Origin of the sequence: Paenibacillus sp. 1001270B_150601_E10 (assembly GCF_015558675.1) — a bacterium.
Lineage (GTDB): Bacteria > Bacillota > Bacilli > Paenibacillales > Paenibacillaceae > Paenibacillus_B.
Genome location: NZ_JADMOL010000001.1, coordinates 52,009 through 76,832 on the forward strand (window position 1 = coordinate 52,009; position 24,824 = coordinate 76,832).

A 24,824-nucleotide genomic window follows, 5' to 3' on the forward strand; every position below is an offset into this window, starting at 1 on the left:
CTTAAATAATCCCTCTGATCTCATCGAGGCTTTGAATGTTTTCTAGCTCCATAAAGCTCTGAAGCCCAGCAAGAAGTTCTTCTCCTGCACGAAGGTTCATGAAGTTGTACGTTCCTACTTGAACCACTTCGGCTCCGGCCATAATAAACTCAATGATGTCAGATGCGGAGGAGATGCCCCCCATGCCAATGACAGGGATATCGACTGCCTTTGCCACTTGGTGGACCATACGAAGCGCAATTGGCTTAATGCAAGGCCCTGACAACCCTGCGTACATATTGTTGAACATGCTCTTGCGCTGATAAATGTCGATCTTCATACCAGAGAAGGTATTAACGAGTGATATACTCTCAGCACCTTCCTCTTCGCACATCACAGCCATCTTCACGATGTCCTCTGCCTGAGGCGAGAGCTTCACCGCAAGCGGTAGGGATGTAACCTGACGAACTTCGCGAATGACCTCGCGCGCAACCTCCGTCTTGATTCCGAAGGCAATCCCGCCTTCTTTTACGTTGGGACATGATATGTTCAATTCAATCATATCCACGGCCTGGAGCTTGCTCTTGCGACGATCATCTGCATCCTGCGTTATTCTGAGCGCACCCTGCACATATTCATCTATATTGCTTCCACCTAGATTTACGATCTTAACAGGTTCGATGGTTTCCCAGAACTTCATCTCTTCCTTCAAAAATGCATCGATGCCTGGGTTCTCCAAACCAACACTATTCAACATTCCGCTCGCAGTTTCAATGATGCGGGTACCCGTATTTCCTCTGCGTGGATGGAGCGTTAAGCCCTTCGACGAGATACCGCCTAATTTATTGATATCGTACAGCTTGGCAAATTCACGTCCGAAGCCAAACGTACCTGACGCCATAATAATAGGGTTCTTAAAAGGAATTCCGGCCACTTTACAAGCTAAGTTCCGCATGCCAATCCACCTCCTGTGCAAGAAATACAGGTCCGTCTGAACAAACCTTTTTATTTTTCTCCTTGTTCATCACAGAGCAGACATAACATGCTCCAATGCCGCACGCCATTCGTTTTTCGAAGGAGACATAAATGTCCGTATCGACTCCCTCGCCTTTTAACGCCACAGCCTTCATCATACCGAGTGGACCGCATACAAATACTTGATCGTATTTTCCGAGATCCAAATCTTCTAGAAGGTTTCCGTTAACTGTAACATTGAGCTCATTCGCATAGGGCTCATACATTTCAGTCAAATACGATTGACCACGGAAGCCGAGATAAATATCGGGCTTGTCCTTCAGCTGCTTCGCTGTATACAACAGCGGAGCTACGCCTATGCCGCCGCCAATCAATGCTGTCTTGCCTGTTACATCCGGAAATCCATTTCCGAATGGGCCTTCCAGCTGAATTTGATCCTGGGCGCGCAAACGAGCAAACATTCGCGTGCCTTCACCAGCTACCTTGTACAAGAATTGGATGCAATTCGCTTCCACATTGAAAATACTGATGGGACGGGATAATATCGGCTCCCGATCCCAAGCGCGTAGCATGTAAAACTGGCCCATGCGCGCTTGAAATTGACCTTCTACCGTCATGAGGTAAATGCCTTCTGAGATGCGTTCATTGGAAACAATTGTGTGCACAGTCATTCTCCCTTTGTAAGGTTTACATCATCTATAACTATGTCATTAAGAAAGCACATTAACTGTGACTATCCTCACAAAGTTTGAAAACTTTTGATACAGTGTACGAAAGTTATCAGATTATTAGAAAGGTTTTCTAATGTTACATGAAATCTCTAATTAGGTTTACATTTCTTCCTAGTATGAGATATGGATAGAACTGCCCAGCCAAGAAAAGCATATTTCATGTTCTTGGAGGACATAACAAAGGTATCAATTGTTTACAGGAAAGGAGACCTACAATGAGGCTTTCCTTAAAAATCATCATGTATTGCTTCATTCTTTCGCTCCTTGGAGGATGTCATACGGTACAGGATCCAAAAAAGGCGCTGCCATCTATTCCTGAACAGGCCGATTGGGTTCTCTCATCAACGCCCCCTTCCCCTGATGGCGATAAAAAATTAAAAACCTCCCTGAAGCTCAATACCGATAAAATGAACGTAGAGCAGCAAGAACGTGCATCAAAATCAGCGAGATCGGACAAGCCCGAAGAGAAGTTGAAGTTTTCTTTTCATACCCAAAAACAGCAGCAAAAACAGCTTCAGCATTCAAGCTCATCATACTTGAAGCGGCAGCGGCAATCTAAACAGCAATACACCAAGCATAGCTCGCGACAAACAAAAGAAATGCAAGCAGCCAACCAGCAGAATCAGGTTCATTCTCAAGTGATGAGTAAGCAGCGCAAGCTTACATTGCCAGAGCTTCGCATACGTTATCCTGAAGTATTTAAGATGAGAGGCTCTTCTTCTGAGAAAAAGGTTGCCTTGACCTTTGATGATGTACCCGATAATACGGTCACTCCTGTCGTACTCGACATTTTAAAGGAAATGGATGTGAAGGCCACCTTCTTTCTGGTCGGACACCGAGCCAAGACGCATCCGGCCCTTGTAAAGCGCATTGTTGAAGAAGGGCATGTGATCGGCAATCATACGTATAATCATCCTTTGCTGACCAAAGCAGAGCTCTCTAAATTCATCAGCCAGCTTAAGGATACCGAACAGGTTATTGAGTCTATTGCTGGATATAAACCGAGGTTTTTCCGTCCGCCATTTGGCGAAATAACGGAGGAGCAATTAAAGTGGGCAGGCGATCATGGCTATCTTGTCGTGAACTGGGATGTAGATTCAAATGATTGGCGAGGAATTTCTACAAAAGCAGTAGAGCAGAATGTCATGTCCACCGTTTCATCAGGATCTATTGTTCTGCAGCATGCGGGCGGCAACGGCAAGCGCGAATATTTGCAGAATACCATTCATGCGCTTCCTTCTATTATAAAGAAGCTTCGTGCTCAGCAATATTCATTCGTTACGCTGCCAGAACTGTTGAATGATCAGCAGCAAAAACGTGATCACTAAACATCCCACGAAAAGTATCGGAAAAAGCGAAACAGACCTAATCGAATAAGATTAGGTCTGCTTGTATTCAAGTCTCCTTATTACTTCAATACGTATACTTCCACTTGCTGTACGCCAAAGGTTGAACCAACCTCTTTGCTTACAGGTACGAACAGATCGATACGCTTTTTCTTAATCTTGCTTCCGGTATCAGATGCTATCGCTACATAACCTCCAGCAGGAAGGTGGCTGAATTGATAGCCGGTTACAAACAGTTTCGTACCAAGTGGAATCACATCCGGATCGACAGCAACGGTTCCAAGCTTCAAGTCGTTGCCGAGTGCGTCTACCGCACCCCAAGGACCATTTTCACTTGGATGAGCGGTGTAAGCCGTTGCTTTCATGGAAAACTTCTTGGAATACTTCATGTCGCGGCCGTTAATGTTAACGACATTCGTCGGAGCCTTTTTAGCCGGCTCTGCTTTCGCTGTCTTCGCTTTAGGCTCGCTTGCTTTCGCAGCCTTCGGCTGTGCAGGTGCAGCCTGCTTCACTTCAGCAGCTTGCTCCTTCGCTTGTGCTGAAGAAGCCTTCGCTTCCGTCGCATTCATCTTGGCAAGATCAGACGCCGGCTCAGGCATCTTCACTTCCACTCCACCCATCGTATTCTTCGCATCAAGCATCGGATGATCAGCAATTAATGATTCCATGCTTAACTTATATTGTTGTGCTACCGAATAGAACGTATTTGTGCTCTCTGGTGTTTCAGAAGAAGCATAAACTGGCAGAATCGCAAGTACAGTGGCTACACTTAACAGCGCGCCGGTAACTGTTACTAGCAGTCTTTTATTCATAGATCTAAGTACCTCCTTGATGTACGCCATCGGGGTTAGTTGTCGGATTCGGGTAAGGAGTTCCCGTCTAGACGCTTGGTGCTGCTTCGAATTAGCGTCTTGTGATTCACCCCAAGATCCTTTGAAAAAGCTTGCAAAGCTCTAAAGAATCGAGAAAGCGTCCCCCGTCACAATCATGTGTTCGGCTCGGAAAGCATCATATCACAATTTTGTAACCTGTGCGCAGGTATTTATTGTAAGTGAAGAAAAACCCTTGTGCATCAAGGGCTTAAAGAACTATTTTTTATTACAAGAACATTACAAATTCGTCACCGTTAGACCTATGAATGGCATGATATGGAATGAAAGAAAATCAAAAAGCACCTTCTGTACTAGGTACATAGAAGGTGCTTACATGTACTTATGAATATGTCCAAAGCGGCTAGTTCCTATAGAACCTTGCTTAAGAAATCCTTCGTGCGATCATGCTGGGGATTCCCAAAGATATGCTCTGGCGGGCCTTGCTCTACGATCACGCCGCCGTCCATAAAGATTATCCGATCGCCTACTTCGCGGGCGAAGCTCATTTCATGCGTAACGATAGCCATCGTCATTCCAGATTCGGCAAGGCCCTTCATGACACCCAGCACCTCGCCGACCATTTCTGGGTCAAGCGCAGATGTCGGCTCATCAAAAAGCATCATATGCGGATGCATGGCAAGCGCTCTAGCAATCGCGATCCGCTGCTTCTGGCCGCCAGAGAGCTGCGATGGATAAGCATTAGCCTTATCAGCAAGCCCTACCTTCTGAAGCAGGTCCATTGCGATTGCTGCTGCCTCGCCCTTATTCATCTTTTTCACCTTCATTGGTGAAATTGTTATATTATCAAGCACTGTCATATGCGGGAACAGATTAAAGGATTGAAACACCATCCCCATCTTTTCACGTGTTTTATTAATATCGTGATTTTTCTTATTAATGATTTCTCCCTCAAAAATGACTTCCCCTGAGGTAGGAATCTCCAATAAGTTGAGGCAGCGAAGGAATGTACTTTTACCAGACCCGGATGGTCCGATGATCACAACGACTTCTCCTTTTTCGATCTTCAGATCGATGCCTTTTAGAATCTCATTTTTACCGAATGATTTATGCAGCTGTTTAGTTTCGATCATCTTTATTCAACTTCCTTTCCAGAGCCACAATACACTTGGACAGTGTAAATGTCATGATGAAGTAGAAGAATGCAGCTCCAAGCAATGGCGCAAGCGCTGTGTATGTCTTCGAACGAATAATGTTAGTCTCAAACATAAGATCAGCTAGACCGATTACACTAACGATCGATGTTTCTTTAATAATTGTGACGAACTCATTCCCGATCGCAGGCAGAACACTGCGAAGCGCTTGCGGCATGATAATATGACGGAACGTCATGGCCTTGCCCATCCCTAAGGAGCGTGCGGCTTCAGCTTGGCCTTTATCCACGCCTTGAATCCCTGCTCGGAAGATCTCAGCCAGATAGGCTGCACTGTTCATGGATACCGCAATCAAACCTGCGCCAAACATGCTTGTCGTAATCCCATATTCAGACAGACCGAAGTATACAATGAACAGCTGTACAAGCAGCGGCGTTCCACGGAAGATCTCAATGTACGTCACGCTAATCCAGCGCAGCGGCTTGATGGTTGATATGCGCATAAGAACAAGAATAATCCCTAGAATAACACCAACGAGTACCCCTAGTAAGGATAAGGCTACCGTTACCCCTACACCAGATAAATATCCGGATTTATACTCTAAAATCGTTTGAAATACATTCACGAATATTGACTCCCCTTCCATCTTTCGCCTTAAAGGTGATAAAACACGGAGAAACGCTACCTTTGTCTCAGGGACAGGAAGCGTTTCTGCTCAAAAAGCTATTTATCCTTCACAAAGCAAGGCTTACTCGCTTTCAACGAGACGATTCGCCTCATTAATAAATTGATCAAGCTTGCCTTCGCTCTTTAAGCGGTCAATCGTCTTGTTAATGGCTTCTTGCAGCTTTGGACTGCTCTTCGCCACACCAGCTACATAACCTTCACTTGCTGGCTTCAATTCGATCGGCGCAATCACAACATTCGGATTGTTCGCTGCATAGGCTTGTGCGACTGGCAATTCTACAAGAACGGCTCCTGCACGATTGCTCTCAAGCGCTTGTACGAGGTCTCCTACTTTATCAAGCTGCATAAGCTGCTCTTTATCGTTGAATGCTGGAATTTGCTGAGCAACGTCTACGAAAGTAGAACCAGTTTGCACGCCAACGGTCAGGCCTTTAAGATCATCTGCAGTCTTGAACTTATCGGCGTCATCCTTCTTAACCAGCACCCCAGCTACTGCGGTGTAGTATGTCTGAGAGAACAGCATCGCCTTCTCGCGTTCAGGCGTTGGGTCCATTGCCGCCATTGCAAAGTCAGCCTTGCCCGTTGCTACGCTCTCTACAACAGCAGAGAAGCTCATATCCTTTACTTCCAACTCAACGCCAAGATCCTTCGCGATCTCTTGCGCGATTAATATGTCATAACCTACAATTTGATCCTTGCCATCGATATCTTTATGGAATTCGAAAGGTGCATATTCTGCATTTGTCGCCATTATAATCTTCTTTGCACTGATGGCTGCATCATAACGATCTTCCTTAGCGCCACAGCCTACAAGAAGCGCCATGAGTAGCATAGAAACCGTAGCTAGTTTAAAAAATTTATGTTTCTTCATTGATGTAACCCCACTTCGTCTATAAATGTCTATGATCAGATAAATGCGCACCAGCTTGTCTGGTGGAATGACCTCATTATACATACTTATGCATACTTATACAATACTTTTTTGAAAATACTTTATTAGAGCTATCTTGCCATGATTTATAAAAGCGTTATTATCTTACCATTGTTCGATAACATTTTCTGCTCTGCATAGGATTCCCTAATCGGTACGTGCTCATCCCGTATCAATCAACAGAAAGATGCGGACAAATATTCTGATCAGCCCCGTTATATCACTCTAAATCAGAAATTTGAACACACGGCCGTCCCTTATTTCACTTTAACCATTTCTGGTGCAACCCGGTTCTTTTATTAAACCCACTTAAGAATCAATATGTAATCATGCAAATGTATGATAATCATTCTATTATTAATTTGGTATTATATTACACTTAATGCCGGTACAATTTTCGAACCATTAAATGTAAGAATATTGCATTTCCTGTTTCAAATATAGAAGAATCTGTATATTTATGTACATTGTATGTTAACGACCGTATCTATAATAGCGGATAAGGGGTGAAAAGTAAAAGAAATGTTTGGTAAAAAGCAGGATTTGCAGCAATGTTGAGGTAGACTTGCATAAATTTGGTTTTCATATGTAATCAAAAAGGAAAAGAGAGCCTATACCTGCTGTACAAGCTCTACTCCCCTTACTTCACAATCTTTGTATCACACACCATAACATCTTATAAGTCCTTCGAAGCATCTGATGGCTTAATCCAGTACACACAACGATTGTCCCCAGACAATATATGCTCTGATCGAATAATCTCCACGTCATGTCCAAGCACCTGCTGGAACATCTCAACTTCCTTGCTGCAAAGCCCAGAACACGCTCTCGCTGCCTCGCAGATCGGACAATGCTTCTCCACAAAATAATAGGTGCCATCTTCGTTCTCAATGGATTCCGCCATATATCCTTCTGCTGTCCGAGCCGCTGCGAAAGCGCTTAACTTATCCTCTAAGGGAAGACTTGCTGCGACTTTACTCTGATAATCCACTATTTGATTGCGATTACGAATATCAAGCATCTTATCCAAGCCTTCTTCGCCAAACGCTTCTTTCATCGATTGAATCAGACTGATTGTAAGATCCGCATATCCATCCGGGAAAAGCCGATTAGCTTCAGACGTAAGCCCCCACATCTTCGCTGGCCGCCCCATTGCTCTTGCCTCTTCTGTATAAGTGACGAGCCCTTGCTCATGCAAACTATACAAATGCTGACGAACAGCCATTGCAGTGACGCCAAGCTCGTTTGCCAACTGATGAGCATCCATGGAGGCATTATGCTTTAGCAGTTTCACAATGCTTCTTCTCGTTCTTTCAGCACCCAGCTTAGTTTGCGATCTCTCTTTTTTCATTTTCGCTCACCTTCGTTCTTTAGAGAAAGTTTTTATACAGAGATTATAAAGATAATTCTTGACAAAGTCAAAACGATTGGTATATTTTGTTTCTAAAGATCTTTATATATAAAGTATCCGGATACTTCGTGTAACGAGAATACATGAGGATGGAAGGTGAGTCGGTTGGCATCACAAAGTATTTTTGCCCCGCGCTATTTGGCTTTATCGATTGGCATCATTTTGGCAGCGATGACGATTGGATTTGAAGGCTTGGCTGTGACGACGGTTGCTCCGGCTATTGCCGGTGATCTCAACGGTCTTCCCCTATTCGGCTGGATCTTCAGCGCCTATTTGCTCGCCCAAATCATTGGCACGTTGGTCATCGGTCGTCAGATCGACCGCAAAGGGCCTGCTTTGCTGTTTACGATCGCCATCATATTATTTGCAGCCGGCTTGGTGATCGCTGCTATTGCAAGCAACATGTACGTCCTCATTGGCTCGCGAGCTTTGCAGGGCTTTGGCGCTGGTGCGATGTATACCTGCATCTACTCTGCCATCTCCTTAAGTTACCCAGATGAACTACGAGCAAAAATACTAGGCGCTCTAGGCACAGCCTATGTATTGCCCTCGATGCTTGGTCCTTATGTTGCCGGGCTCATTGCCCAACAATGGTCTTGGCGATTTGTATTCTGGGGCGTGCTTCCATTTCTCTTCCTTGCCGTGCTTCTTAGTCTGCCTGTCTTCCGTAAGCTGAACATGCCGAATGCTCAAGCAAAGAACGAATCTGGGGTCACCGGAATGGCCGTCATACTCGCCATCGGAACTGGAATCTTCTTGACCGGCTTAGGCATGCTTCCGAAGTCACTAGGCATCTTGCTTCTGATCCTAGGCCTTATTCTCATGGCCCAGCCCCTACGCAAGCTTCTCCCAGCAGGGACATTGACCTTTCGCTTTGGACTTCCTTCACTGATCGCCTCACGTGGCCTGTTCTTCGCGGCTTATGTTTGCACCCAGAACTTCCTGGTCCTCGCCTTAACGGATACAAAGGGCATCGCAGCGGACCGAGCAGGGCTTATTGTGGCAAGTGCGGCGCTAAGCTGGTGTATCGTTGCTATCCTTCAGGCACGATGGGATGCGAAGGATCAAGGCAGAGGCAGACAGAAACGGATTGTTGCAGGGATTCTGCTCATGATCTTAGGCATCGGCATGATGATATGGGTGCCTGCTTTAAATGTCGTATTAGCGGTGCTTAGTGAAATCATTGCAGGGATCGGGATTGGTCTCGCTCATACAACCAGCGGAACCCTTGCCTTTTCATATTCCAAGGAGGGAGAATCCGGCCTAGTATCGGGAAGCTTGCAATTTGCAGACTCTTTCACGCCTGGTGTCGCGATCGGGATCGGAGGCGCCATCATCGCCATAAGCCAAACGGCAAGCTTATCGCTGGAAGCTGCCATCACGATAGCAATGGCATTTAATCTAGCATTGGTACTGTTTAGCTTAGCTGCAAGCTCACGCATTAAACAGGCAGATACTGCAGCATGTACAGCAAATCAAACCTATTCAAGCTAGGCATTCGTTCAATGTCAATGAGCTTGATAAGACTATCTTCATAACACGGAAAACCTGAAGCTCGCGAGACAAATAAAGAATAATCCTTTTATAATGGATTCCATTTGGATAGAGAAAGAGATTGAAATCAATATAAAAAAGCTGGCGTCAACACATCGTCGACGTCAGCTTTAGATATTTTTTTCAGTTATACTTTCTCACATGAAGGGTCATTACGCGGTTTCTTCATCATTCATTTAAGCTATCATGCAATCGTCTCATCGTCCGTACATTCCGTACGAAGAGGCAATCTAACCAGCGCTGTTGTCCCCTCCTGTGATTCGCTGTGAAGCGATAACTCCCCGCCATGCGCCTTCACAATCTCATCACTGATTGCAAGGCCAAGTCCAGTTCCTCCACGGTCAGGGTTAACCTGATAGAACTTATCCATGACCTTCTGCAGATCATCCTTGTTAATGCCAATTCCATTATCAATCACCTTGACATAACAATAGCTGTCGTCACGTTCCAGTTCGACCTTAATCGTCGAGTGCAGTGGAGAGAATTTGATGGCATTATCAATCAGATTCAAAAATACCTGCTTCAATCGGTTTTCATCACCAGTAGTTTGAATCTGGCTAATCGCTTCGTCCGTAAGATTTAACTGAAGCTCGATGGACTTCTGATCGGCTTTCGACTTCACCTGGAAGATGGTCTCCTCAAGCAGATTCGCAAGAACGACCGGTTCCTTTTGAAGCTGAATTCGGTTCTGCTGCAAGCGAGAAAAGTCCAGCAGTTCTTCCACAAGGCCAATCAACCGGTCTGTTTCCTTCGTAATAATATTTAGACCAAACTTCGTTTCTTCCGGATCGTCCATATTGCCAGACAAGAGCGTCTCACTCCAGCCCTTGATGCCAGTAAGCGGCGTTCGCAATTCATGAGAGATTGAAGAGATGAAGTCATCCTTCATTTGATTGCTTCGAACAATTTCTTGCGCCATGAAGTTCAGAGTCTTCGCCAGTTCTCCGAGCTCATAGCGGTATTCCTCTGTCACCCTGACATCGAACCTGCCTTTTGCCATTTGTGCAGAGGCCACTGTGATATCATTGATCGGCTTTACAATCGAGTTGGCGAGACCGATACTAATGATCAAAACAAGCACGAGAACGGAAGCTGAGATCACAAAGGATAACAGCACCGTGCTGGTCAGCTTTTGATTTACGTTATCAAGCGAAGTGACGAGCCGAAGCACATAGCGCACGTCCCCTTTGGCAAGCAAAGGGGTAGATACCGCCATGACCATTTCTCCAGTCTCGGGCATCTTGCCTACCCATCTCGACATCTTCATTTCGTTTACGGCAATCAGCACATCTGATGTTCGAATCGGGTCTTTAATTTGAAAGCCCGTGTGTGAAATCAGCACATCGCCCTTCTTGTCCAAGATTTGAACCTCAGCGTTATCAAGCTGAAAAATATTCAAGAGCTCCGGCAATAAGGTACGGTCATTTTCATTATATAAGACACTTACATAGCGCTGATAGTAGGATGAAGTGGCCGATGCATGAGAGCGCAAATGGTTATATACAGCGTCATAGTAATAGGTTCTCACCGCAAGCATAAAGATCACTTCTAGGATCAGCATCGTTAGGAATACGACGATAAAGTAGTGCATGACGACTGAACGCCGTATACCAGGCTTAAAGATTAGGAAACGGTTCCCTTCCATTTATATCCATGTCCCCAGACTGTTTCAATATATTTCGGAGATGAAGGCTCATCCTCGATTTTTTGTCTTAACCGTCGCACGTTTACATCCACGATTTTCGGATCGCCCATGTACTCTTTGCCCCATACATGATCAAGCAATACGTCACGACTCAGTGTTACCTCTTCCTTCTCCATGAAATATTGAATCAGAGAGAACTCTGTAGGTGTAAGATCTATCGCTTCCTCATCCTTCATAAAGCGCTTTGCAATAAGATCAAGCGTGAAGGGGCCAGAATGATACACGACCTTCTGAGAAGCTTGATGATAGGAGTGTACGCGGCGCAGCAGCGACTGAATACGCGCCACAAGCTCCGTTGGGCTGAAAGGCTTGCTTACATGGTCGTCTGCACCGACAGATAGTGCATATACCTTATCCTGTTCCTGCACCTTAGCCGTCAAGAAAATAATGCCCAAGCGCTCATTCTGTTCTCTGACTCTACGGCATACTTCAAAGCCATCGATGCCTGGCACCATCACGTCAAGCAGCGCAATATCGATCGTTTGATCACTTAACAGCTTATCCAACGCTTCATTGCCGTTTGAAGCTTCCACGACTTCAAAGCCATTGCGTTTAAGATTGATTACGATAAAGCTGCGAATGGATTCCTCATCTTCTAGGATCAATATTTTTGTCATCCGTGTATGACCTCCTCTGTTATTTGGTTGACTTTTTCTCCTGCTGCTCGCCTTCATGTTCAAGCTCAGGCAGCTTCAAAGAACCGTCATTCAGCTTCAATTGCTCCTTGCTCAATATACCGATGACCTCATCGCCATATGCAGCGAGGTACGTCCATTTATTCTTGTATCGCTCCCAGTTCTCCACACTGAAGAACTTCACTTCCGCAAGCGTTTCATTGGTTTGATAATCAATAAAGCGCAAATATTCATCGCGATCAGACTTTGTATCAATCGATACTCGCCCATACCAAGAGGTTGGAATGGCGAAATGGAATCGGTCTGCATAATCGCGGTACTGCTTCTGTACAAGCGTTAATTTTTCCTTGCCATCCCACTGATAATAGTCAAGGAAGTAAGGAATTTCGTACTCTCTGAAAATATCCCAGCCTTGCGGCGTTTCATTTTTAACAAATTCAATGATGCCATCGTTGTTGACATCGGTGCTTGGGTAAGATTGACTGCGGATCGTCTTCTCTTTCGGGAACGCTTCGTAAAATTGCCCGTCCTCACACAATAGTGCAACGGACATGTAATAGTTTGATCCTGTAACCGTATCTAAGACAAGGCCACGCTTGTCCTTGCTAATTAAGCCTGACACCATATTATAAACGAGGTTAACCTGAACATCCATTTGGATTTCAGCCGTTTTGGTAAGCTTCTGGTCAATATATTGATACTGGCTTAATACAGGCGGCTTTCCCTTATGCTGGCTGACAATATAGAGCTCTTTCTTAGAATCACCATCAAGATCATTGATCACAATCTGTGAATAAGGCTGCTCAAATATCTTTTCAATCCGATTGTTGACAAAGGAGTATACGACCATTCCTTTATTTAAGGAATCCTGATCTTGGCTTCCATACCCAACAAGCAGGTCCAATCGATTGTCTCTCGTCAAATCGACCGTCTCTACATAATCAAGGCTTACGCCGCCTCCTTCGAAATCTGCTACCTTTGTCCACTCCTTGCCATCACTCTTGAGAATCATGCCATGTAGCCGAACTTCACTATCTGGCACCTCATAAAATACGATGGCTTCTGCCTTTCCGTCACCATCAAGATCTGCCATTCTAACTGCACTGCCATCCGAGGAGTTATTCGGTCGAACCTTCTCCGCGCCTTCAGGCAGCTGAGCATTGATAATACTCATCAGGTTCGCCTGCTCTTCTGGTAGCTTCGGAACACTCATTAACAGCTTAGGGTCCTGGACCACTTCACAACCATTGATGATGAATGTGCAGGCAAGAAGCAAGCAGATTCCGCTTCGTTTGAACCACGAGCGTCTCATCACATCCCTCATTTCTCTATCTCAAGCTAACGACTTAAGAATAAATATACCCGATAGATTGTTCTACACCTATAATATTAGCTTAAGAACACCTTCTATCATAAAAAAAAAAGATCACCAATAGGTGACAAACCCATTACAAACAATAGCATCAGAGATGCCTGGTCTTGACTGATGCAGCAACCAGACATCTCCATAATCACTTAGTACCATAAGGTGCCAAGCGGGCCATTTTCTTTGCTGATGCTCTCTAGGCTGTATATCGAGATTGGAAAATAAGGAAAGCCGTAAGCGTAAGGCACTAAATCATAAAGGTTAAAGAACAGCACAAGCGCTTTATCCGTCAAAAAGAATGGCTGATCAGGACTAATCTTCGAAAAGGGCTCTAATACAGGAATATCACGCTCTTTAATCTGGCTTGCGACTTGCTTGCTCAGCACATCGACATACGGCGCGCCTGGCTTAAACAGGTCCTTTAGCGTGATCAGCTGGCCTGTATTCGTATCAAACGTTAAGCCTTCCTGATAGGTCATGCCATGCGCTGCACCTTGGGTGTAACCATAGACAATCAGCAATACGCTGATCAGGCCTCGCTCATTTAGCTTTATTTCGTAGTTTCCAGTCACCTCGGTTTGGTCAGCCTCGCCATAGCCCGTCTTGCGAATAAGCTCAACCGCATGCTGATGCAGCGTCCGATTGATGCGCTTTGTGGCTTCCGCTGATCCGGCTTCAATCACTTGGGGAACATATACTTCTAATTTGGGCTTGCGAATCACTTCCGTTCGAGTCTGCACAGGAAGCGGATGCAAAGACAATGCTATCACCTCATCCATGAAACGGTTATAGCAATAGCTTATGATCCTAACTCCCTATTCGTGACATTCGCCTGCTGATGCTACAGCTGCAGCATCCGCTTTTCGTTCTGCAGCAGCTTTCTGCCGTGGATATCGAGCTTTAGCTCGCCCTCGCCGATTCCAATAATACGTGTGCAGTAGCGCTCTGCCAATTCAACCTGATGGAATACGGCGATGACCGTACAGCGCTCCTTCTGACAGATCATCTGGAAGTTCTTCATCACATCCTCAGCAGCATGAGGATCAAGGCCAAGTACCGGTTCATCCGCGAGTATTACCTTTGCTCCATGAACAAGAGCGCGTGCAATAGCTACGCGCTGTTTCTCACCGCCGCTTAGCTTTCCCGTTTCTACCTTGGCTTTGTCGAGCAGCCCTAGCTGCTCTAATGCATCCATGGCTCCCATATAATCATCGTTTCGGACCATGCCTGTCGCCATCCGCCAAAGCGGTGTTTGGCTGGAGCGCCCGATCAATACATTTTTGAACGCCTTGCGGTTAGGCGACAATACTGGATTCTGCTCCAAATAGGCAAATTCGCGTTTTAACTTATGACGTACAAGGGCATTCTGCTTTATGACATCCGTGCCATCGACATAGTAGGCACCGCTTGTCCATGATTCTTGCATCGCAAGGCACTTAAGCAGGGTTGTCTTCCCCGAACCGCTTGCCCCTACAACTCCAATGAATTCCCCATGATGCATTTCCATGCTGATTCCCTTCAGAACGGTTGTGTCTGGCGGGTATTGCTTGACTAATCGATCTATTTTTAACATAAGTTGAATGCGCTCCTCTCGAGGCTCTGTCTAAAGAGATCTATATGTTTATTGTAAGAAAAACAAATGACGGTGTCCATTCAAGCTTCATAGGATGAACATTCCTATCCTCTTATGTTAAAAAAGGTTGTCACCTTCATGCAAGCGGTTTTTTCACCATCATGCAGAAGAGACAACCAGTTATGAATGCGTTATGAGGCCTGAGAAGCAGTTTCTCCTTCATCTGCGATGACCTTTCCGCGGAAGCGCAGCCCGATAATAGAGAACAATATATAACCAATTCCTAAGAAGTAAAACATGCTGCCGATTGATAAATATCGGATACCGAAACCGCCTAAGTTCGGACCAATGATGGATCCCAAGCTAAAATGAACAGAGGCTATCACATTCGCAGAAGGCAAATAGGCCTTCGGCAGAATATCCGCCGCATAAGCAAGCCCAAGTGAGAAGAACGAGCCGACGAGTCCTCCGATCGCCATAAACAAGACCAGAATCGCCCATGGGTTATCTCCTACCAGCGGTACCAGACAGAATAGAAGTCCGCCTGCAATCCCGCAGCTAATCAGCACGCCTTTACGATTGATCCGGTCGCTCAGCATTCCTAGCGGAAGCTGCAGGATGAGCGCTCCTAGTCCAAAGAAAGGAAGCAGGAAAGCAATCCAGGATTGATCCAGTCCTAAACGCAGCGCATATACGGGAAAATTGCTGTTCATGGACGATTCCATATAACCGTATAAGAAGGAAGGCAACAACGCAAACCATGCCCATTGATAAGAGCGAGTGTATCGTTTATTGGGTCTTGCCTCACCATGCATGGCGTTCATGTCCTGATTCGGAAGCTTAAACCATACGACCAGCATGACAAGAATAAACAATCCAACGATCAGGATAAATGGCGCAGAGTCACTAATGCCTAGAAGTTGAATCCCAAGTGGCCCAAGACTGAATCCTACTCCGTAAGCCATTCCATATAAAGAGATATTGCGTCCGCGTCGGTCTGCGGGACTGATTGTTACTGCCCACAGCTGCGTCGCATAATGGAGCGCGCTGTCCCCGATTCCAACGACAATCCGAAGCACGAACCACAGCCCGATGCTAGGGAAAATAGGAAACAAGGTCAAGGCAATCGTAACCACAAGCATGCCGCCAAGCAGCATGCGCTTGTAGCCCAGCTTTCTAAGTATCTTTTCTACAAAAAACATCATCGCAAAGGTGCCAATATACAATGCGGTTGCATTTAACCCATTTAAATCTGAAGGAACTCCCATTCTCTCCAGAAAAATAGTCAGCAGAGGCAGCAACAGCCCTTGACTGAGTCCGGTAAACATCACTACGGTAATCAAAATAACAAATTGCCAAGCAGGGGATGTTGTCGGACGTCGGAATGATGATAGCATATCTTTCCCCTCCCACTTTTGATCGCAACAAAAAAAACATGAAGCGGATGTGCGGCTTCATGCACTTTGAACATTATAGTAGACAATTGCCTGTAACACAATTCATAATGAATATGTAATACCGACCAATGACCTGATAAGGAGGTCCACCAATGGCCCTTCAAGTTCGTATCGACTGTTCACCGGTATATGAGCTCATCAGCAGCTACATGCTGTTTGTACATCGAAAGTGGATACGCAACGTCGATCTAGGTGTAAGCTGGAGCGAGCATGTGGAGCAGACGATGCCCGAAGCCTTCACCAGCACCGCAGCAGTTTTGAAGCAAGCATCCATACATATTTTCGATCTTTTATACGCTGCTGCTTTAGAGCGCCAGCACCCTCATGACATCCCTGTTTTTTTGGATCAATTAGAAGAGATGTCAGAAGCGGATTGGAAATGCTTGCTTCGTTCCTATGGACAACCCTTTCGCAAGAAGCATGTTACCATGATTAAAGAACTGTTTGTGCCTGCTCTTCGCATGTGGAACGAGCTGTATCTCGAACCCTCCTCCACAAATTGGGAGTCTCCGATCCTTGAGGATGCGAATGAGAAGCTCAAGCTCATGTACAAAATGAATCCAAGGGAGTTAATTGAAGTGGCGACCAACGGTGTCATCTTCAATCATCCCGATCCCCATCATGAAGTCGTCCTTGCGCCTTTATGGCATTATCGGCCGATTAACATGACTTGTGCATTCGAGAAGACAACGCTGATCTTGTATGCTGCGCATGCGGATGAGTCTGACGAGGCAGGACCGCCATTGTCGTTGACGCGCATGATCTCTGCACTGTCTAACGAAGTGAGACTTCAGATCTTAAGATCCATTGCGGACGAGCCTCTGACCTTCTCACAGCTTACCGCGCATCTCAACCTTGGCAAGAATGCCGTAAAGCATCACTTGGCCATTCTTAGAGCAGCAGGCTATATTCAGACTTACTGGAACGGCGAGGTAGAGAAGATTGCGCTGCGCCAGGAAGGCCTGTCTGATTTATCACTATTTTTAGAGAATTATGTTCGCCCTTGACCGTATGATGCATGCAGCTTCAGAAGCATTTCTTTTGGAAAATGTCATTTCCAAACGAGTGTCAAGTGCGCTTGGAGGTGGCACACATGAACAAACAAACGAATTCGTTGAGTAAGCAAACCCTATTGTTTGATATGGATGATACACTCATCTACTGCAACAAGTATTTTGATGCGGTGCTCGATCAATTTTTTGATCTCATGAAGACATGGTTTCGATCCTATCGGGTCACCGTCAAAGAAATTCGCACCATTCAAAACGAATATGATATTGCTGGCGTCGCCAAATCTGGGTTTGTGAGCACGCATTTCCCCAAATCCTTAATTCATACCTGGAATCATTTTTCCACCCTTACAGGTAGAGACACCTCTAAGGAAGAAGAAGATCAGCTTTGGAAGCTTGGCATGAGCGTGTATGAGATGGAAGTCGAGCCCTACCCTGGAATGATCGATACGCTAAACCAGCTTCGAGATGAAGGGCACGAGCTGTATCTATATACGGGTGGCGAGGCAGTCATTCAGCAGCGCAAGATCGATCAAATGAAGCTTAAGGAGTACTTTGATGATCGAATCTTTATTCGTCAGCACAAATCGATTGACGCATTAGAGGATATCCTGAAGCAATTAGACTTAGACCGCCTTCACACCTGGATGATCGGCAATTCGTTAAGAACGGATGTCCTTCCAGCGCTTACGAACGGTATTCATGCGATCTATCTGAAGCAGCCAACCGAATGGTCCTTTAACATTGTCGATCTCGATGTGAAGCCGCAAGGCGCGTTCTATACGATCGAGAAGCTGACAGAGGTACCATCGACGATTCAGCAGTGGGTCAGCAATAAAGCGTAGTCCACAAGTTTTGACCGAGAGCAAATGGTTAAGAAAAAAAGTGAACCCCCGGCCATGCATTCCTGCAAAGGTTCGGGGGTTTCAATTTTTGATAAGTATCGTTTGATTTCGATAAGCCAGGAGTCAGATACATTTCCAGAACAGCTACGATTCTCGTTCCACGCTCAAATCGCCTATCTCCGGATTAGCGAGCACGATTCGCCCTTTGAACTTTGATCCTTGGTTAGTAAAGGTCAACAGCTGGGTATGCCCTTTAGACAGCAAACTCTGAAGCATAGACGGCGATATCGTCTTATGCATAGCGTGCTGCTCTTTCCAGATTACAAACTTGCAGCCTTGCTTGAAATGGGAGCAGCCAAAGCCCTTTCGTCCCTCGATGATCGTGCCGCCGCAGCCCGGACGAGGACATGTCCCGAATGCGGACCGCTCTCCGCTCTCTCGTTCACTGCTCTTTGCGTCAGCACTAGCGACGGCAGCAGTCGTGTTGTTAGTGCCTGCTTTCGTTGCTGTTCCTCGCTTCGTTCCCTGTTTTTTACCTGAACCTTTCTGCTTGCTCGTTTCTTCAAATTGTGCGAGAAGCTCACCTGATACCGCACGCTGCTTGCCTACACAGTCGATCACATGCGTCGTAAATTTGCGAACAGCATCCATAAAGGTGTCTCTGGAGGCTTCGCCGCTTGCGATCTGTGACAGCCGTCTCTCCCACTGCCCGGTCATTTCAGGAGAGGTCAATAGCTGAACACCCGCATGGCGGATAAGCTCTACAGCCGTCTTGCCTTTCAGGGTAAGCTCGATACGCTTTCCGCTCATTGAGACATAGCCTACCTGCTTTAACCGTTCAATGGCAGCAGCGCGAGTAGCCGGCGTACCGAGTCCGGCATCCTTCATCGCATCGCGAAGTTCTTCATTCTCAAGATCCTTCCCCGCGCCTTCCATTGCCTTAAGCAAGGTCCCTTCTGTATACGGCTTAGGCGGTTGGGTCGCTTTTGAGTCCACGTTAAGCTCCTTCACCTGAACAGGCTGATTCGTATCAACCTTAAAGGGCTCTGTTCCGCCCCACTCTTCAGGCTCATCAGAGGATTCTTCATTCTTCTCGCCACTCGTACGCTTGGTACTCTTCTTTTTTTTCTTTTCATCCTGGTCATAGAGCTCTTTCCATCCCCGAAGGGTCCACTGCTTGATAGAGGTCTTGAACATCTCGCTTCCCAGCTTGGTCATAACGGTATAAAGCGTATACTCTGCAGGCGGATAGAAGTGGGCAAGCATGCGGCGAACGATAAGATCATAGATCTTGGCCTCATCTGGTGATAAAGTGCCTGGACGCTTCTTTGTTGGAAGAATCGCATGGTGATCCTCAACCTTTACTGGCTGGCATACGCCCTTGTTCCCCTTATGAACACGGCTAGGCTCTGCCTTCTCTGCCATTTCGCAATATAGGTCCATTGACTTCAGCATCCTTAATGTATCGTGCATGGAAGGAATATTCTGCTCGGTTACATAGTTCGAGTTGGTACGAGGATATGTGATTACCTTATGCTTCTCGTACAAAGCCTGGGCAATATCAAGGGTTTTCTTCGCTGAGAAACCGAACTTCCCATTCGCTTCACGCTGCAGGAGTGTCAAATCATATAAGCGATACGGGTATTCCTTCCCTTCCTTCACCTGAAAATCATCAATGGTCCCAGCTTTACCTTCTAACGACGACTTTAGCTTCCCTACTTCCTCTTCGCTGCGAATTCGTTCCCCTACACGAACCCCTTTATAAGTGGTGCCGTTCTGCTCGAATATCGCTGACAATTCAAAGTACCGATCAGGCTCAAACTTATCGATTTCTTCCTGACGATCATAGATCAAGGCAAGAACGGGCGTTTGAACACGACCAACGGATAGCAGCGTTCGGTGCCTCGTCGTAAAGGCTCTAGATGCATTCATCCCAATCAGCCAATCGGCTTCACTTCGTGCTCTAGCAGCTGACGTCAGATTATTGTACTTAGAAGCGTCCTCTAGCTGCTCAAAGCCTTTACGGATCGTCTCAGGCGTAAGGTCTGAGATCCATAGCCGCTGGACAGGCTTCTTCCACTTCCAATACTGCTCGATTAGGGCAAAAATGTACTGCCCTTCTCGCCCAGCATCGCATGCGTTGATGATCGAGTCGCATTGCTTTGCTAGTTCACCGATCACTTTAAGCTGATCCTTCGTTCGTCTTGATGCAATAATCTTAAAGGAATCAGGCATAATTGGGAGATCTTGAAAATTCCATCGTTTATATTTTGGATCATAATGATCCGGTTCTGCTAATCCTAGTAAATGGCCGATCGCCCAAGTAATAATATAGCGATCGCCTTCCATATGCGTGCGATGACGCTTCGCACGCGGCTCAATCACCTGCGCTATATTGCGCCCCATATCCGGCTTTTCCGCCAGAACAAGGATTTTTCCTGTAGACATACCGAACTTCCAACCCTTCTGGTTGTATTCATTGTGTTGAATATTCTAGTATTTTAGTCTAACACGAATAAAAAATCTGTGCACTAGATAACGTGAAACGCCTGCTTTTTTTATGGTTTTTTGCGTTTTCATGATCCTATTCAAAACGTGGTATTTATCATAATGAATAGGAATTCACAACTAGTTTACATAATATATATTATGTTATTATATGAAGATAAGAAATCCATCATGTGAACTTCAATAACCAATACGAAAAAGCTGCCGAGTAATCCTCGACAGCTCATTCCTTTCACAAACCATACTCACTTCTACTATGAAGTAGACGAAGGCGTTTCATTCTCATCATACATGTATAGTACATAATCCTGCATCACAGACGCATGCCCTAGCTGACGAAGCATGGCAGTAATATTGCCACGGTGATAAGTGCCATGATTAACTACGTGAAACAAAATTCCAGAAAGTGATGTTGTTAAAGGTTCACCAAGCGGAGTCTCAACAACAACGGTATGTTCCAGATCATCCTGTTCATGCAGAAAAGCTTGATATCTCGTTGTTAGCTCCTCATATAGCGTTTCGAGCTCAGCTAATGATATGGAATCCATCTGCACGCTCAACTCTTGAACATCCGCTAAGGTGTTGCTTCTACTATGACCAGTCATGAATCGAAACTATACATAATCAGTTAGATACAAATGAGTCAGTACTTTCTTCACAGTTGGAAAGACACTCTTCACTTCACGCTCATAGATGTCCAGGGGTAGTTCTTTCAATCGATTGATAATCTTCGAGTTTGCCCACACATGATAATGATACATCTGCATGATTTGATCCACAGCAACCGCCCCTCTCTCCACACCGCTATTAAGATAGACGAGGTATTGCAAATTCACATGGAGAATGGATCAAGTAATGGATGAATTTCATACCGCCGATCCTAATATTGAAAGGAAACGCACTACGATGAATGAAAAGTTGATTGACTAATTCACTATGATTAATAGTAAAATGATCGTCTGTTAAGGAAGGAGTGTGCTTCCCATCAAATAGCGATCAACCTCACGCGCTGCCTCGCGGCCCTCATTAATCGCCCAGACAACCAGGCTTTGCCCGCGACGCATATCGCCAGCTGCAAATACATGATCGACATTGGTACGATACTTCCCATACTCTGCTTTCACATTAGAGCGACGATCTGTTTCCAATCCGAATCCGTCGATCAATGTCTTCTCAGGACCGTCAAAACCAATCGCGATAAGAACCAACTGTGCTGGGAATACACGCGCTGTCCCTTCAATGGGCTTGTAAATCTTGCGGCCCGTCTCATCTACGATACGCTCGATTTGAACGGTGTGAAGTTCCTTTACATGTCCATGCTCATCACCGACGAACTTCGTTGTCATAATGGAGAATTCACGTGGATCCTGACCATATAACGCTTTGGCTTCTTCATGTGCATAATCCAGTGTATATACATTCGGAAATTGAGGCCAAGGATTGTTAACCGTATCACGTACCAGCGGTGCTTTCGCATGCGTACCGAACTGTGTTACACTGCGAGCGCCATGGCGAAGTGCTGTAGCGATACAGTCAGTTCCAGTATCTCCGCCTCCAATGACGATAACATCCTTATCCTTCGCACTCAGGTAATTGCCATCTTCCAAGTTGCTGTCCAGATAGCTCTTAATCGAGCCATTCAGATAGTCCATCGCGTACTCAACGCCCTTGAGCTCGCGGCCTTCAATATTGAACTCACGCGGCTTGGTTGCTCCTCCACACAGCACGACAGCGTCATAATCCTGCTGCAATTGCTCAGTAGAGATATCCTTGCCAATCTCCGTATTCGTTACAAACGTAATGCCTTCAGCTGCCAACAAATCTACACGGCGTTGTACAACGTCTTTATCAAGCTTCATCGTAGGAATACCGTAAGTCAAGAGTCCGCCGATACGATCTGCACGCTCATATACCGTAACCAAATGCCCTGCCTTGTTCAGTTGAGCAGCAGCGGCCAATCCTGCTGGACCAGAGCCAACTACAGCCACCTTCTTGCCTGTACGCTGTGCAGGCGGCTCAGGCTTCACCCAACCTTCGTCAAAGCCACGATCGATAATCGCTTGCTCAATGGTCTTAATCGTTACAGGCTCACCGATCAGGCCCACGGTACAAGAACCTTCACATGGAGCTGGACAGACGCGGCCCGTAAACTCTGGGAAGTTATTCGTCTTATGAAGACGCTCAAGTGCTTCTCGCCACAAACCTCGATAAATAAGATTGTTCCATTCTGGAATCAAGTTATTAATTGGACAGCCGGATGTCCCGCCTGTAATCTCGAGCCCTGTATGGCAGTACGGTGTTCCGCAATCCATACAGCGAGCTCCTTGAAGGCGAAGCTCTTCATCATTCATATGCTTGTGGAACTCTTCCCAATCCTTGATGCGTTCTAGCGGATCACGGTCAGCTGGGATCTGTCTTGTATATTCCATAAAACCAGTAGGTGTTGACATACTGTGTACTCCTCCATCCATCTGTCCGTCTCTATGCACATACTTCATTTATTCTCCAATATAAACGTGGATAAATGATGTTGCAAGAAAGATTTTTACCAAACTTCGACATTTCATTTCATAACATTTTATAAAAATTCAATAGACTTGGACATAGAGAAAACGTCTTAACATTTGCACTACTTGACTAAAGCAATGCTTGCTGTGCCTGCCCTCAAGTGTCCTCTCAGGCGTGACGTTGATAAGTTACGAACCGATGTGGATAAGTATTTTGTTCATCTAGAATGCCTTCTCGCTCGCTAACGGGCGTCCATTCATTCCAATCGACTTCTGGGAAATAATCCGTTCCTTCAAATTCATGATCAATATACGTCACGATCAGCTTATCCGCATATGGCAAAGCCAACCGATAGACCTCTGAGCCGCCAATAATCATGATCACCTCATGCTCCGCCATCTTCACTACATCAGTAAAATCATGAACGGTCTCAACACCTTCAGCCTTCCATTCCAAATTGCGCGTCAATACAAGATTGCGTCTTTTAGGCAGTGGCGATCCGATGGATTCAAACGTTTTACGACCCATGACAACGGTCTTTCCCCGTGTTTCCGCAATAAAGTGCTTCATATCGTTTGGAAGCCGCCAAGGCAATGCATTATCTTTCCCTATTACTTGATTGCGATCCATCGCCCATATCATACTAATTCCCAAAAGTAGCCCCCCTCTTCTATTTATCGACGTTCATGAGTATGTGCAGCTAGTTATACCGCAACAGGTGCTTTAATTGATGGATGATACGTATAGCCCTCAAATTCAAAATCATCAAATGTATATTCGAAAATAGAAGATGGCTTGCGCTTAATAATAAGCTTTGGAAGCGGATAGGGTTCACGCTCAAGCTGTGTCTTCACTTGCTCCATATGATTGGAATAAATATGCACATCTCCGCCCGTCCAGATGAACTCACCTGGCTCCAAGTCGCACTGCTGTGCAACCATATGGGTTAGCAATGCGTAGCTCGCAATATTAAACGGCAGCCCTAAGAACGTGTCCACAGAACGCATGTTAAGCATGCAGCTAAGCTTGCCCTCCGCAACATAGAATTGGAAAGCGTAATGACAAGGAGGCAGTTTCATTTGATCCACCTCTCCTACATTCCAAGCCGAAACAAGCAGGCGTCGTGAATCTGGGTTATTCTTGATTTGCTCAATCACATTCGTGATTTGATCGATGACCTTGCCGTCCTTGGTTTCCCAGTTACGCCATTGTGAACCATATACAGGTCCCAGGTTGCCATTTTCATCTGCCCATTCATCCCAGATCGATACGCCATTTTCTTTCAAATAACGAATATTCGTCTCACCGCTCAAAAACCATAACAGCTCATGAACGATGGATTTCAAATGCAAGCGCTTTGTCGTTACTAGTGGAAATCCTTCTTGCAAATCAAATCGAAGCTGTCTTCCGAATACGGACAATGTCCCTGTTCCTGTACGGTCTTCTTTCTTTACTCCATTTGTTAGAACATCTTGTAATAAGTCTAAATATGCTTTCATTTATCTTCACTCCGTTTTACAGACTTCATTTAAGTGTACCATTAAACCTTCAACTATGGCTATGGATTTTCCCGACAGCTAGAAGCCATAACGAGGCATCTTCTCACGCTTAAAACATGC

General features: G+C 45.6%; 21 protein-coding genes, 1 pseudogene and 1 riboswitch. Of the genes and pseudogenes, 4 read left to right on the top strand and 18 right to left on the bottom strand.

What is annotated here, in order from left to right; translation table 11 throughout:
* Position 1: 1 nt before the first annotated feature.
* Together I2H74_RS00255 and I2H74_RS00260 are read right to left on the bottom strand one after the other, a co-directional pair.
* Entirely contained in the window at positions 2 to 934 is a 933-nt protein-coding gene (locus I2H74_RS00255) for a dihydroorotate dehydrogenase (protein ID WP_195570638.1), read from the bottom strand.
* Positions 915 to 1,619, bottom strand: coding sequence for a dihydroorotate dehydrogenase electron transfer subunit (locus I2H74_RS00260; protein ID WP_195570640.1), 705 nt, complete (start codon positions 1,617 to 1,619; stop codon positions 915 to 917). Before I2H74_RS00260 ends, I2H74_RS00255 begins: the two co-directional genes overlap by 20 nt.
* Before the next feature lie 281 nt (positions 1,620 to 1,900).
* Here I2H74_RS00260 and I2H74_RS00265 point away from each other — a divergent pair, with 281 nt between their 5' ends.
* A complete protein-coding gene (locus I2H74_RS00265; RefSeq protein WP_229106257.1) occupies positions 1,901 to 3,013 on the top strand; it encodes a polysaccharide deacetylase family protein in 1,113 nt (370 codons plus the stop codon).
* A gap of 80 nt (positions 3,014 to 3,093) precedes the next feature.
* Here the strand turns inward: I2H74_RS00265 and I2H74_RS00270 are convergent, their stop codons facing one another.
* The 5 genes from I2H74_RS00270 to I2H74_RS00290 form a co-directional block, all read right to left on the bottom strand.
* The gene (locus I2H74_RS00270; protein WP_195570642.1) at positions 3,094 to 3,843 is read right to left on the bottom strand and encodes a 3D domain-containing protein; all 750 of its coding nucleotides are present in this window, start codon (positions 3,841 to 3,843) and stop codon (positions 3,094 to 3,096) included.
* Positions 3,844 to 3,852: 9 nt separating this feature from the next.
* A riboswitch (cyclic di-AMP (ydaO/yuaA leader) is annotated at positions 3,853 to 4,040 on the bottom strand.
* A gap of 231 nt (positions 4,041 to 4,271) precedes the next feature.
* On the bottom strand, positions 4,272 to 4,994 hold the full coding sequence (locus I2H74_RS00275; protein ID WP_195570643.1) for an amino acid ABC transporter ATP-binding protein: 723 nt from the start codon (positions 4,992 to 4,994) through the stop codon (positions 4,272 to 4,274).
* Positions 4,981 to 5,640, bottom strand: coding sequence for an amino acid ABC transporter permease (locus tag I2H74_RS00280; protein WP_324253963.1), 660 nt, complete (start codon positions 5,638 to 5,640; stop codon positions 4,981 to 4,983). The genes I2H74_RS00275 and I2H74_RS00280 overlap by 14 nt, the downstream gene beginning before the upstream one ends.
* Positions 5,641 to 5,763: 123 nt before the next feature.
* Positions 5,764 to 6,573, bottom strand: a complete 810-nt coding sequence (locus I2H74_RS00285) for a transporter substrate-binding domain-containing protein (protein WP_229106258.1) — start codon at positions 6,571 to 6,573, stop codon at positions 5,764 to 5,766.
* A gap of 736 nt (positions 6,574 to 7,309) precedes the next feature.
* Positions 7,310 to 7,984, bottom strand: a complete 675-nt coding sequence (locus tag I2H74_RS00290) for a helix-turn-helix transcriptional regulator (protein WP_195570647.1) — start codon at positions 7,982 to 7,984, stop codon at positions 7,310 to 7,312.
* Positions 7,985 to 8,140: 156 nt separating this feature from the next.
* On the opposite strand from I2H74_RS00290, the gene I2H74_RS00295 reads away from it, so the two are divergent.
* Positions 8,141 to 9,538, top strand: coding sequence for an MFS transporter (locus I2H74_RS00295; RefSeq protein WP_324253964.1), 1,398 nt, complete (start codon positions 8,141 to 8,143; stop codon positions 9,536 to 9,538).
* A 244-nt stretch (positions 9,539 to 9,782) separates the two neighbouring features.
* Here I2H74_RS00295 and I2H74_RS00300 read toward each other — a convergent pair whose 3' ends face one another.
* The 6 genes from I2H74_RS00300 to I2H74_RS00325 all read right to left on the bottom strand — a co-directional run bounded on the left by I2H74_RS00300 (position 9,783) and on the right by I2H74_RS00325 (position 16,274).
* On the bottom strand, positions 9,783 to 11,243 hold the full coding sequence (locus I2H74_RS00300; protein WP_195570649.1) for a sensor histidine kinase: 1,461 nt from the start codon (positions 11,241 to 11,243) through the stop codon (positions 9,783 to 9,785).
* Positions 11,222 to 11,920: a response regulator transcription factor gene (locus I2H74_RS00305; RefSeq protein WP_195570651.1), complete on the bottom strand. Its 699-nt coding sequence runs from the start codon at positions 11,918 to 11,920 to the stop codon at positions 11,222 to 11,224. The genes I2H74_RS00300 and I2H74_RS00305 overlap by 22 nt, the downstream gene beginning before the upstream one ends.
* A 19-nt stretch (positions 11,921 to 11,939) precedes the next feature.
* Entirely contained in the window at positions 11,940 to 13,250 is a 1,311-nt protein-coding gene (locus I2H74_RS00310) for an FG-GAP repeat domain-containing protein (protein WP_229106259.1), read from the bottom strand.
* A gap of 203 nt (positions 13,251 to 13,453) precedes the next feature.
* On the bottom strand, positions 13,454 to 14,074 hold the full coding sequence (locus tag I2H74_RS00315) for a DUF3298 and DUF4163 domain-containing protein (RefSeq protein ID WP_324253965.1): 621 nt from the start codon (positions 14,072 to 14,074) through the stop codon (positions 13,454 to 13,456).
* A gap of 71 nt (positions 14,075 to 14,145) precedes the next feature.
* Positions 14,146 to 14,877 (bottom strand): phosphonate ABC transporter ATP-binding protein, encoded by a 732-nt coding sequence (locus tag I2H74_RS00320; protein ID WP_195570654.1) that lies wholly within the window; start codon positions 14,875 to 14,877, stop codon positions 14,146 to 14,148.
* Between the two features lie 191 nt (positions 14,878 to 15,068).
* Complete coding sequence (locus tag I2H74_RS00325) at positions 15,069 to 16,274, bottom strand: MFS transporter (protein WP_195570656.1); 1,206 nt, start codon at positions 16,272 to 16,274, stop codon at positions 15,069 to 15,071.
* A gap of 152 nt (positions 16,275 to 16,426) precedes the next feature.
* Here I2H74_RS00325 and I2H74_RS00330 point away from each other — a divergent pair, with 152 nt between their 5' ends.
* A complete protein-coding gene (locus I2H74_RS00330; RefSeq protein ID WP_195570658.1) occupies positions 16,427 to 17,341 on the top strand; it encodes an ArsR/SmtB family transcription factor in 915 nt (304 codons plus the stop codon).
* 86 nt (positions 17,342 to 17,427) lie between these two features.
* The gene (locus I2H74_RS00335; protein WP_195570660.1) at positions 17,428 to 18,189 is read left to right on the top strand and encodes an HAD family hydrolase; all 762 of its coding nucleotides are present in this window, start codon (positions 17,428 to 17,430) and stop codon (positions 18,187 to 18,189) included.
* A gap of 144 nt (positions 18,190 to 18,333) precedes the next feature.
* On the opposite strand, the gene I2H74_RS00340 is transcribed toward I2H74_RS00335, so the two are convergent.
* The 5 genes and pseudogenes from I2H74_RS00340 to thyA all read right to left on the bottom strand — a co-directional run bounded on the left by I2H74_RS00340 (position 18,334) and on the right by thyA (position 24,704).
* Positions 18,334 to 20,637, bottom strand: a complete 2,304-nt coding sequence (locus I2H74_RS00340) for a type IA DNA topoisomerase (RefSeq protein ID WP_195570662.1) — start codon at positions 20,635 to 20,637, stop codon at positions 18,334 to 18,336.
* A 314-nt stretch (positions 20,638 to 20,951) separates the two neighbouring features.
* Positions 20,952 to 21,464, bottom strand: a pseudogene (locus I2H74_RS00345) (DinB family protein).
* Positions 21,465 to 21,659: 195 nt separating this feature from the next.
* Positions 21,660 to 23,147, bottom strand: coding sequence for a glutamate synthase subunit beta (locus tag I2H74_RS00355; protein ID WP_195570667.1), 1,488 nt, complete (start codon positions 23,145 to 23,147; stop codon positions 21,660 to 21,662).
* A gap of 226 nt (positions 23,148 to 23,373) precedes the next feature.
* Positions 23,374 to 23,859: a dihydrofolate reductase gene (locus tag I2H74_RS00360; protein WP_195570669.1), complete on the bottom strand. Its 486-nt coding sequence runs from the start codon at positions 23,857 to 23,859 to the stop codon at positions 23,374 to 23,376.
* Positions 23,860 to 23,909: 50 nt separating this feature from the next.
* Positions 23,910 to 24,704: a thymidylate synthase gene (gene thyA / locus I2H74_RS00365; RefSeq protein WP_195570671.1), complete on the bottom strand. Its 795-nt coding sequence runs from the start codon at positions 24,702 to 24,704 to the stop codon at positions 23,910 to 23,912.
* Positions 24,705 to 24,824 lie beyond the last annotated feature (120 nt).

What these genes read in the sequence shown, in the direction of transcription:
- I2H74_RS00320 (WP_195570654.1), bottom strand. Translation starts at nt 14,877, where the DNA reads ATGTTAAAAATAGATCGATTAGTCAAGCAATACCCGCCAGACACAACC.
- I2H74_RS00285 (WP_229106258.1), bottom strand. Translation starts at nt 6,573, where the DNA reads ATGAAGAAACATAAATTTTTTAAACTAGCTACGGTTTCTATGCTACTC.
- I2H74_RS00300 (WP_195570649.1), bottom strand. Translation starts at nt 11,243, where the DNA reads ATGGAAGGGAACCGTTTCCTAATCTTTAAGCCTGGTATACGGCGTTCA.
- I2H74_RS00330 (WP_195570658.1), top strand. Translation starts at nt 16,427, where the DNA reads ATGGCCCTTCAAGTTCGTATCGACTGTTCACCGGTATATGAGCTCATC.
- I2H74_RS00340 (WP_195570662.1), bottom strand. Translation starts at nt 20,637, where the DNA reads ATGTCTACAGGAAAAATCCTTGTTCTGGCGGAAAAGCCGGATATGGGG.
- I2H74_RS00335 (WP_195570660.1), top strand. Translation starts at nt 17,428, where the DNA reads ATGAACAAACAAACGAATTCGTTGAGTAAGCAAACCCTATTGTTTGAT.
- I2H74_RS00255 (WP_195570638.1), bottom strand. Translation starts at nt 934, where the DNA reads ATGCGGAACTTAGCTTGTAAAGTGGCCGGAATTCCTTTTAAGAACCCT.
- I2H74_RS00310 (WP_229106259.1), bottom strand. Translation starts at nt 13,250, where the DNA reads ATGAGACGCTCGTGGTTCAAACGAAGCGGAATCTGCTTGCTTCTTGCC.
- I2H74_RS00265 (WP_229106257.1), top strand. Translation starts at nt 1,901, where the DNA reads ATGAGGCTTTCCTTAAAAATCATCATGTATTGCTTCATTCTTTCGCTC.
- I2H74_RS00355 (WP_195570667.1), bottom strand. Translation starts at nt 23,147, where the DNA reads ATGTCAACACCTACTGGTTTTATGGAATATACAAGACAGATCCCAGCT.
- thyA (WP_195570671.1), bottom strand. Translation starts at nt 24,704, where the DNA reads ATGAAAGCATATTTAGACTTATTACAAGATGTTCTAACAAATGGAGTA.
- I2H74_RS00290 (WP_195570647.1), bottom strand. Translation starts at nt 7,984, where the DNA reads ATGAAAAAAGAGAGATCGCAAACTAAGCTGGGTGCTGAAAGAACGAGA.
- I2H74_RS00275 (WP_195570643.1), bottom strand. Translation starts at nt 4,994, where the DNA reads ATGATCGAAACTAAACAGCTGCATAAATCATTCGGTAAAAATGAGATT.
- I2H74_RS00270 (WP_195570642.1), bottom strand. Translation starts at nt 3,843, where the DNA reads ATGAATAAAAGACTGCTAGTAACAGTTACCGGCGCGCTGTTAAGTGTA.
- I2H74_RS00305 (WP_195570651.1), bottom strand. Translation starts at nt 11,920, where the DNA reads ATGACAAAAATATTGATCCTAGAAGATGAGGAATCCATTCGCAGCTTT.
- I2H74_RS00325 (WP_195570656.1), bottom strand. Translation starts at nt 16,274, where the DNA reads ATGCTATCATCATTCCGACGTCCGACAACATCCCCTGCTTGGCAATTT.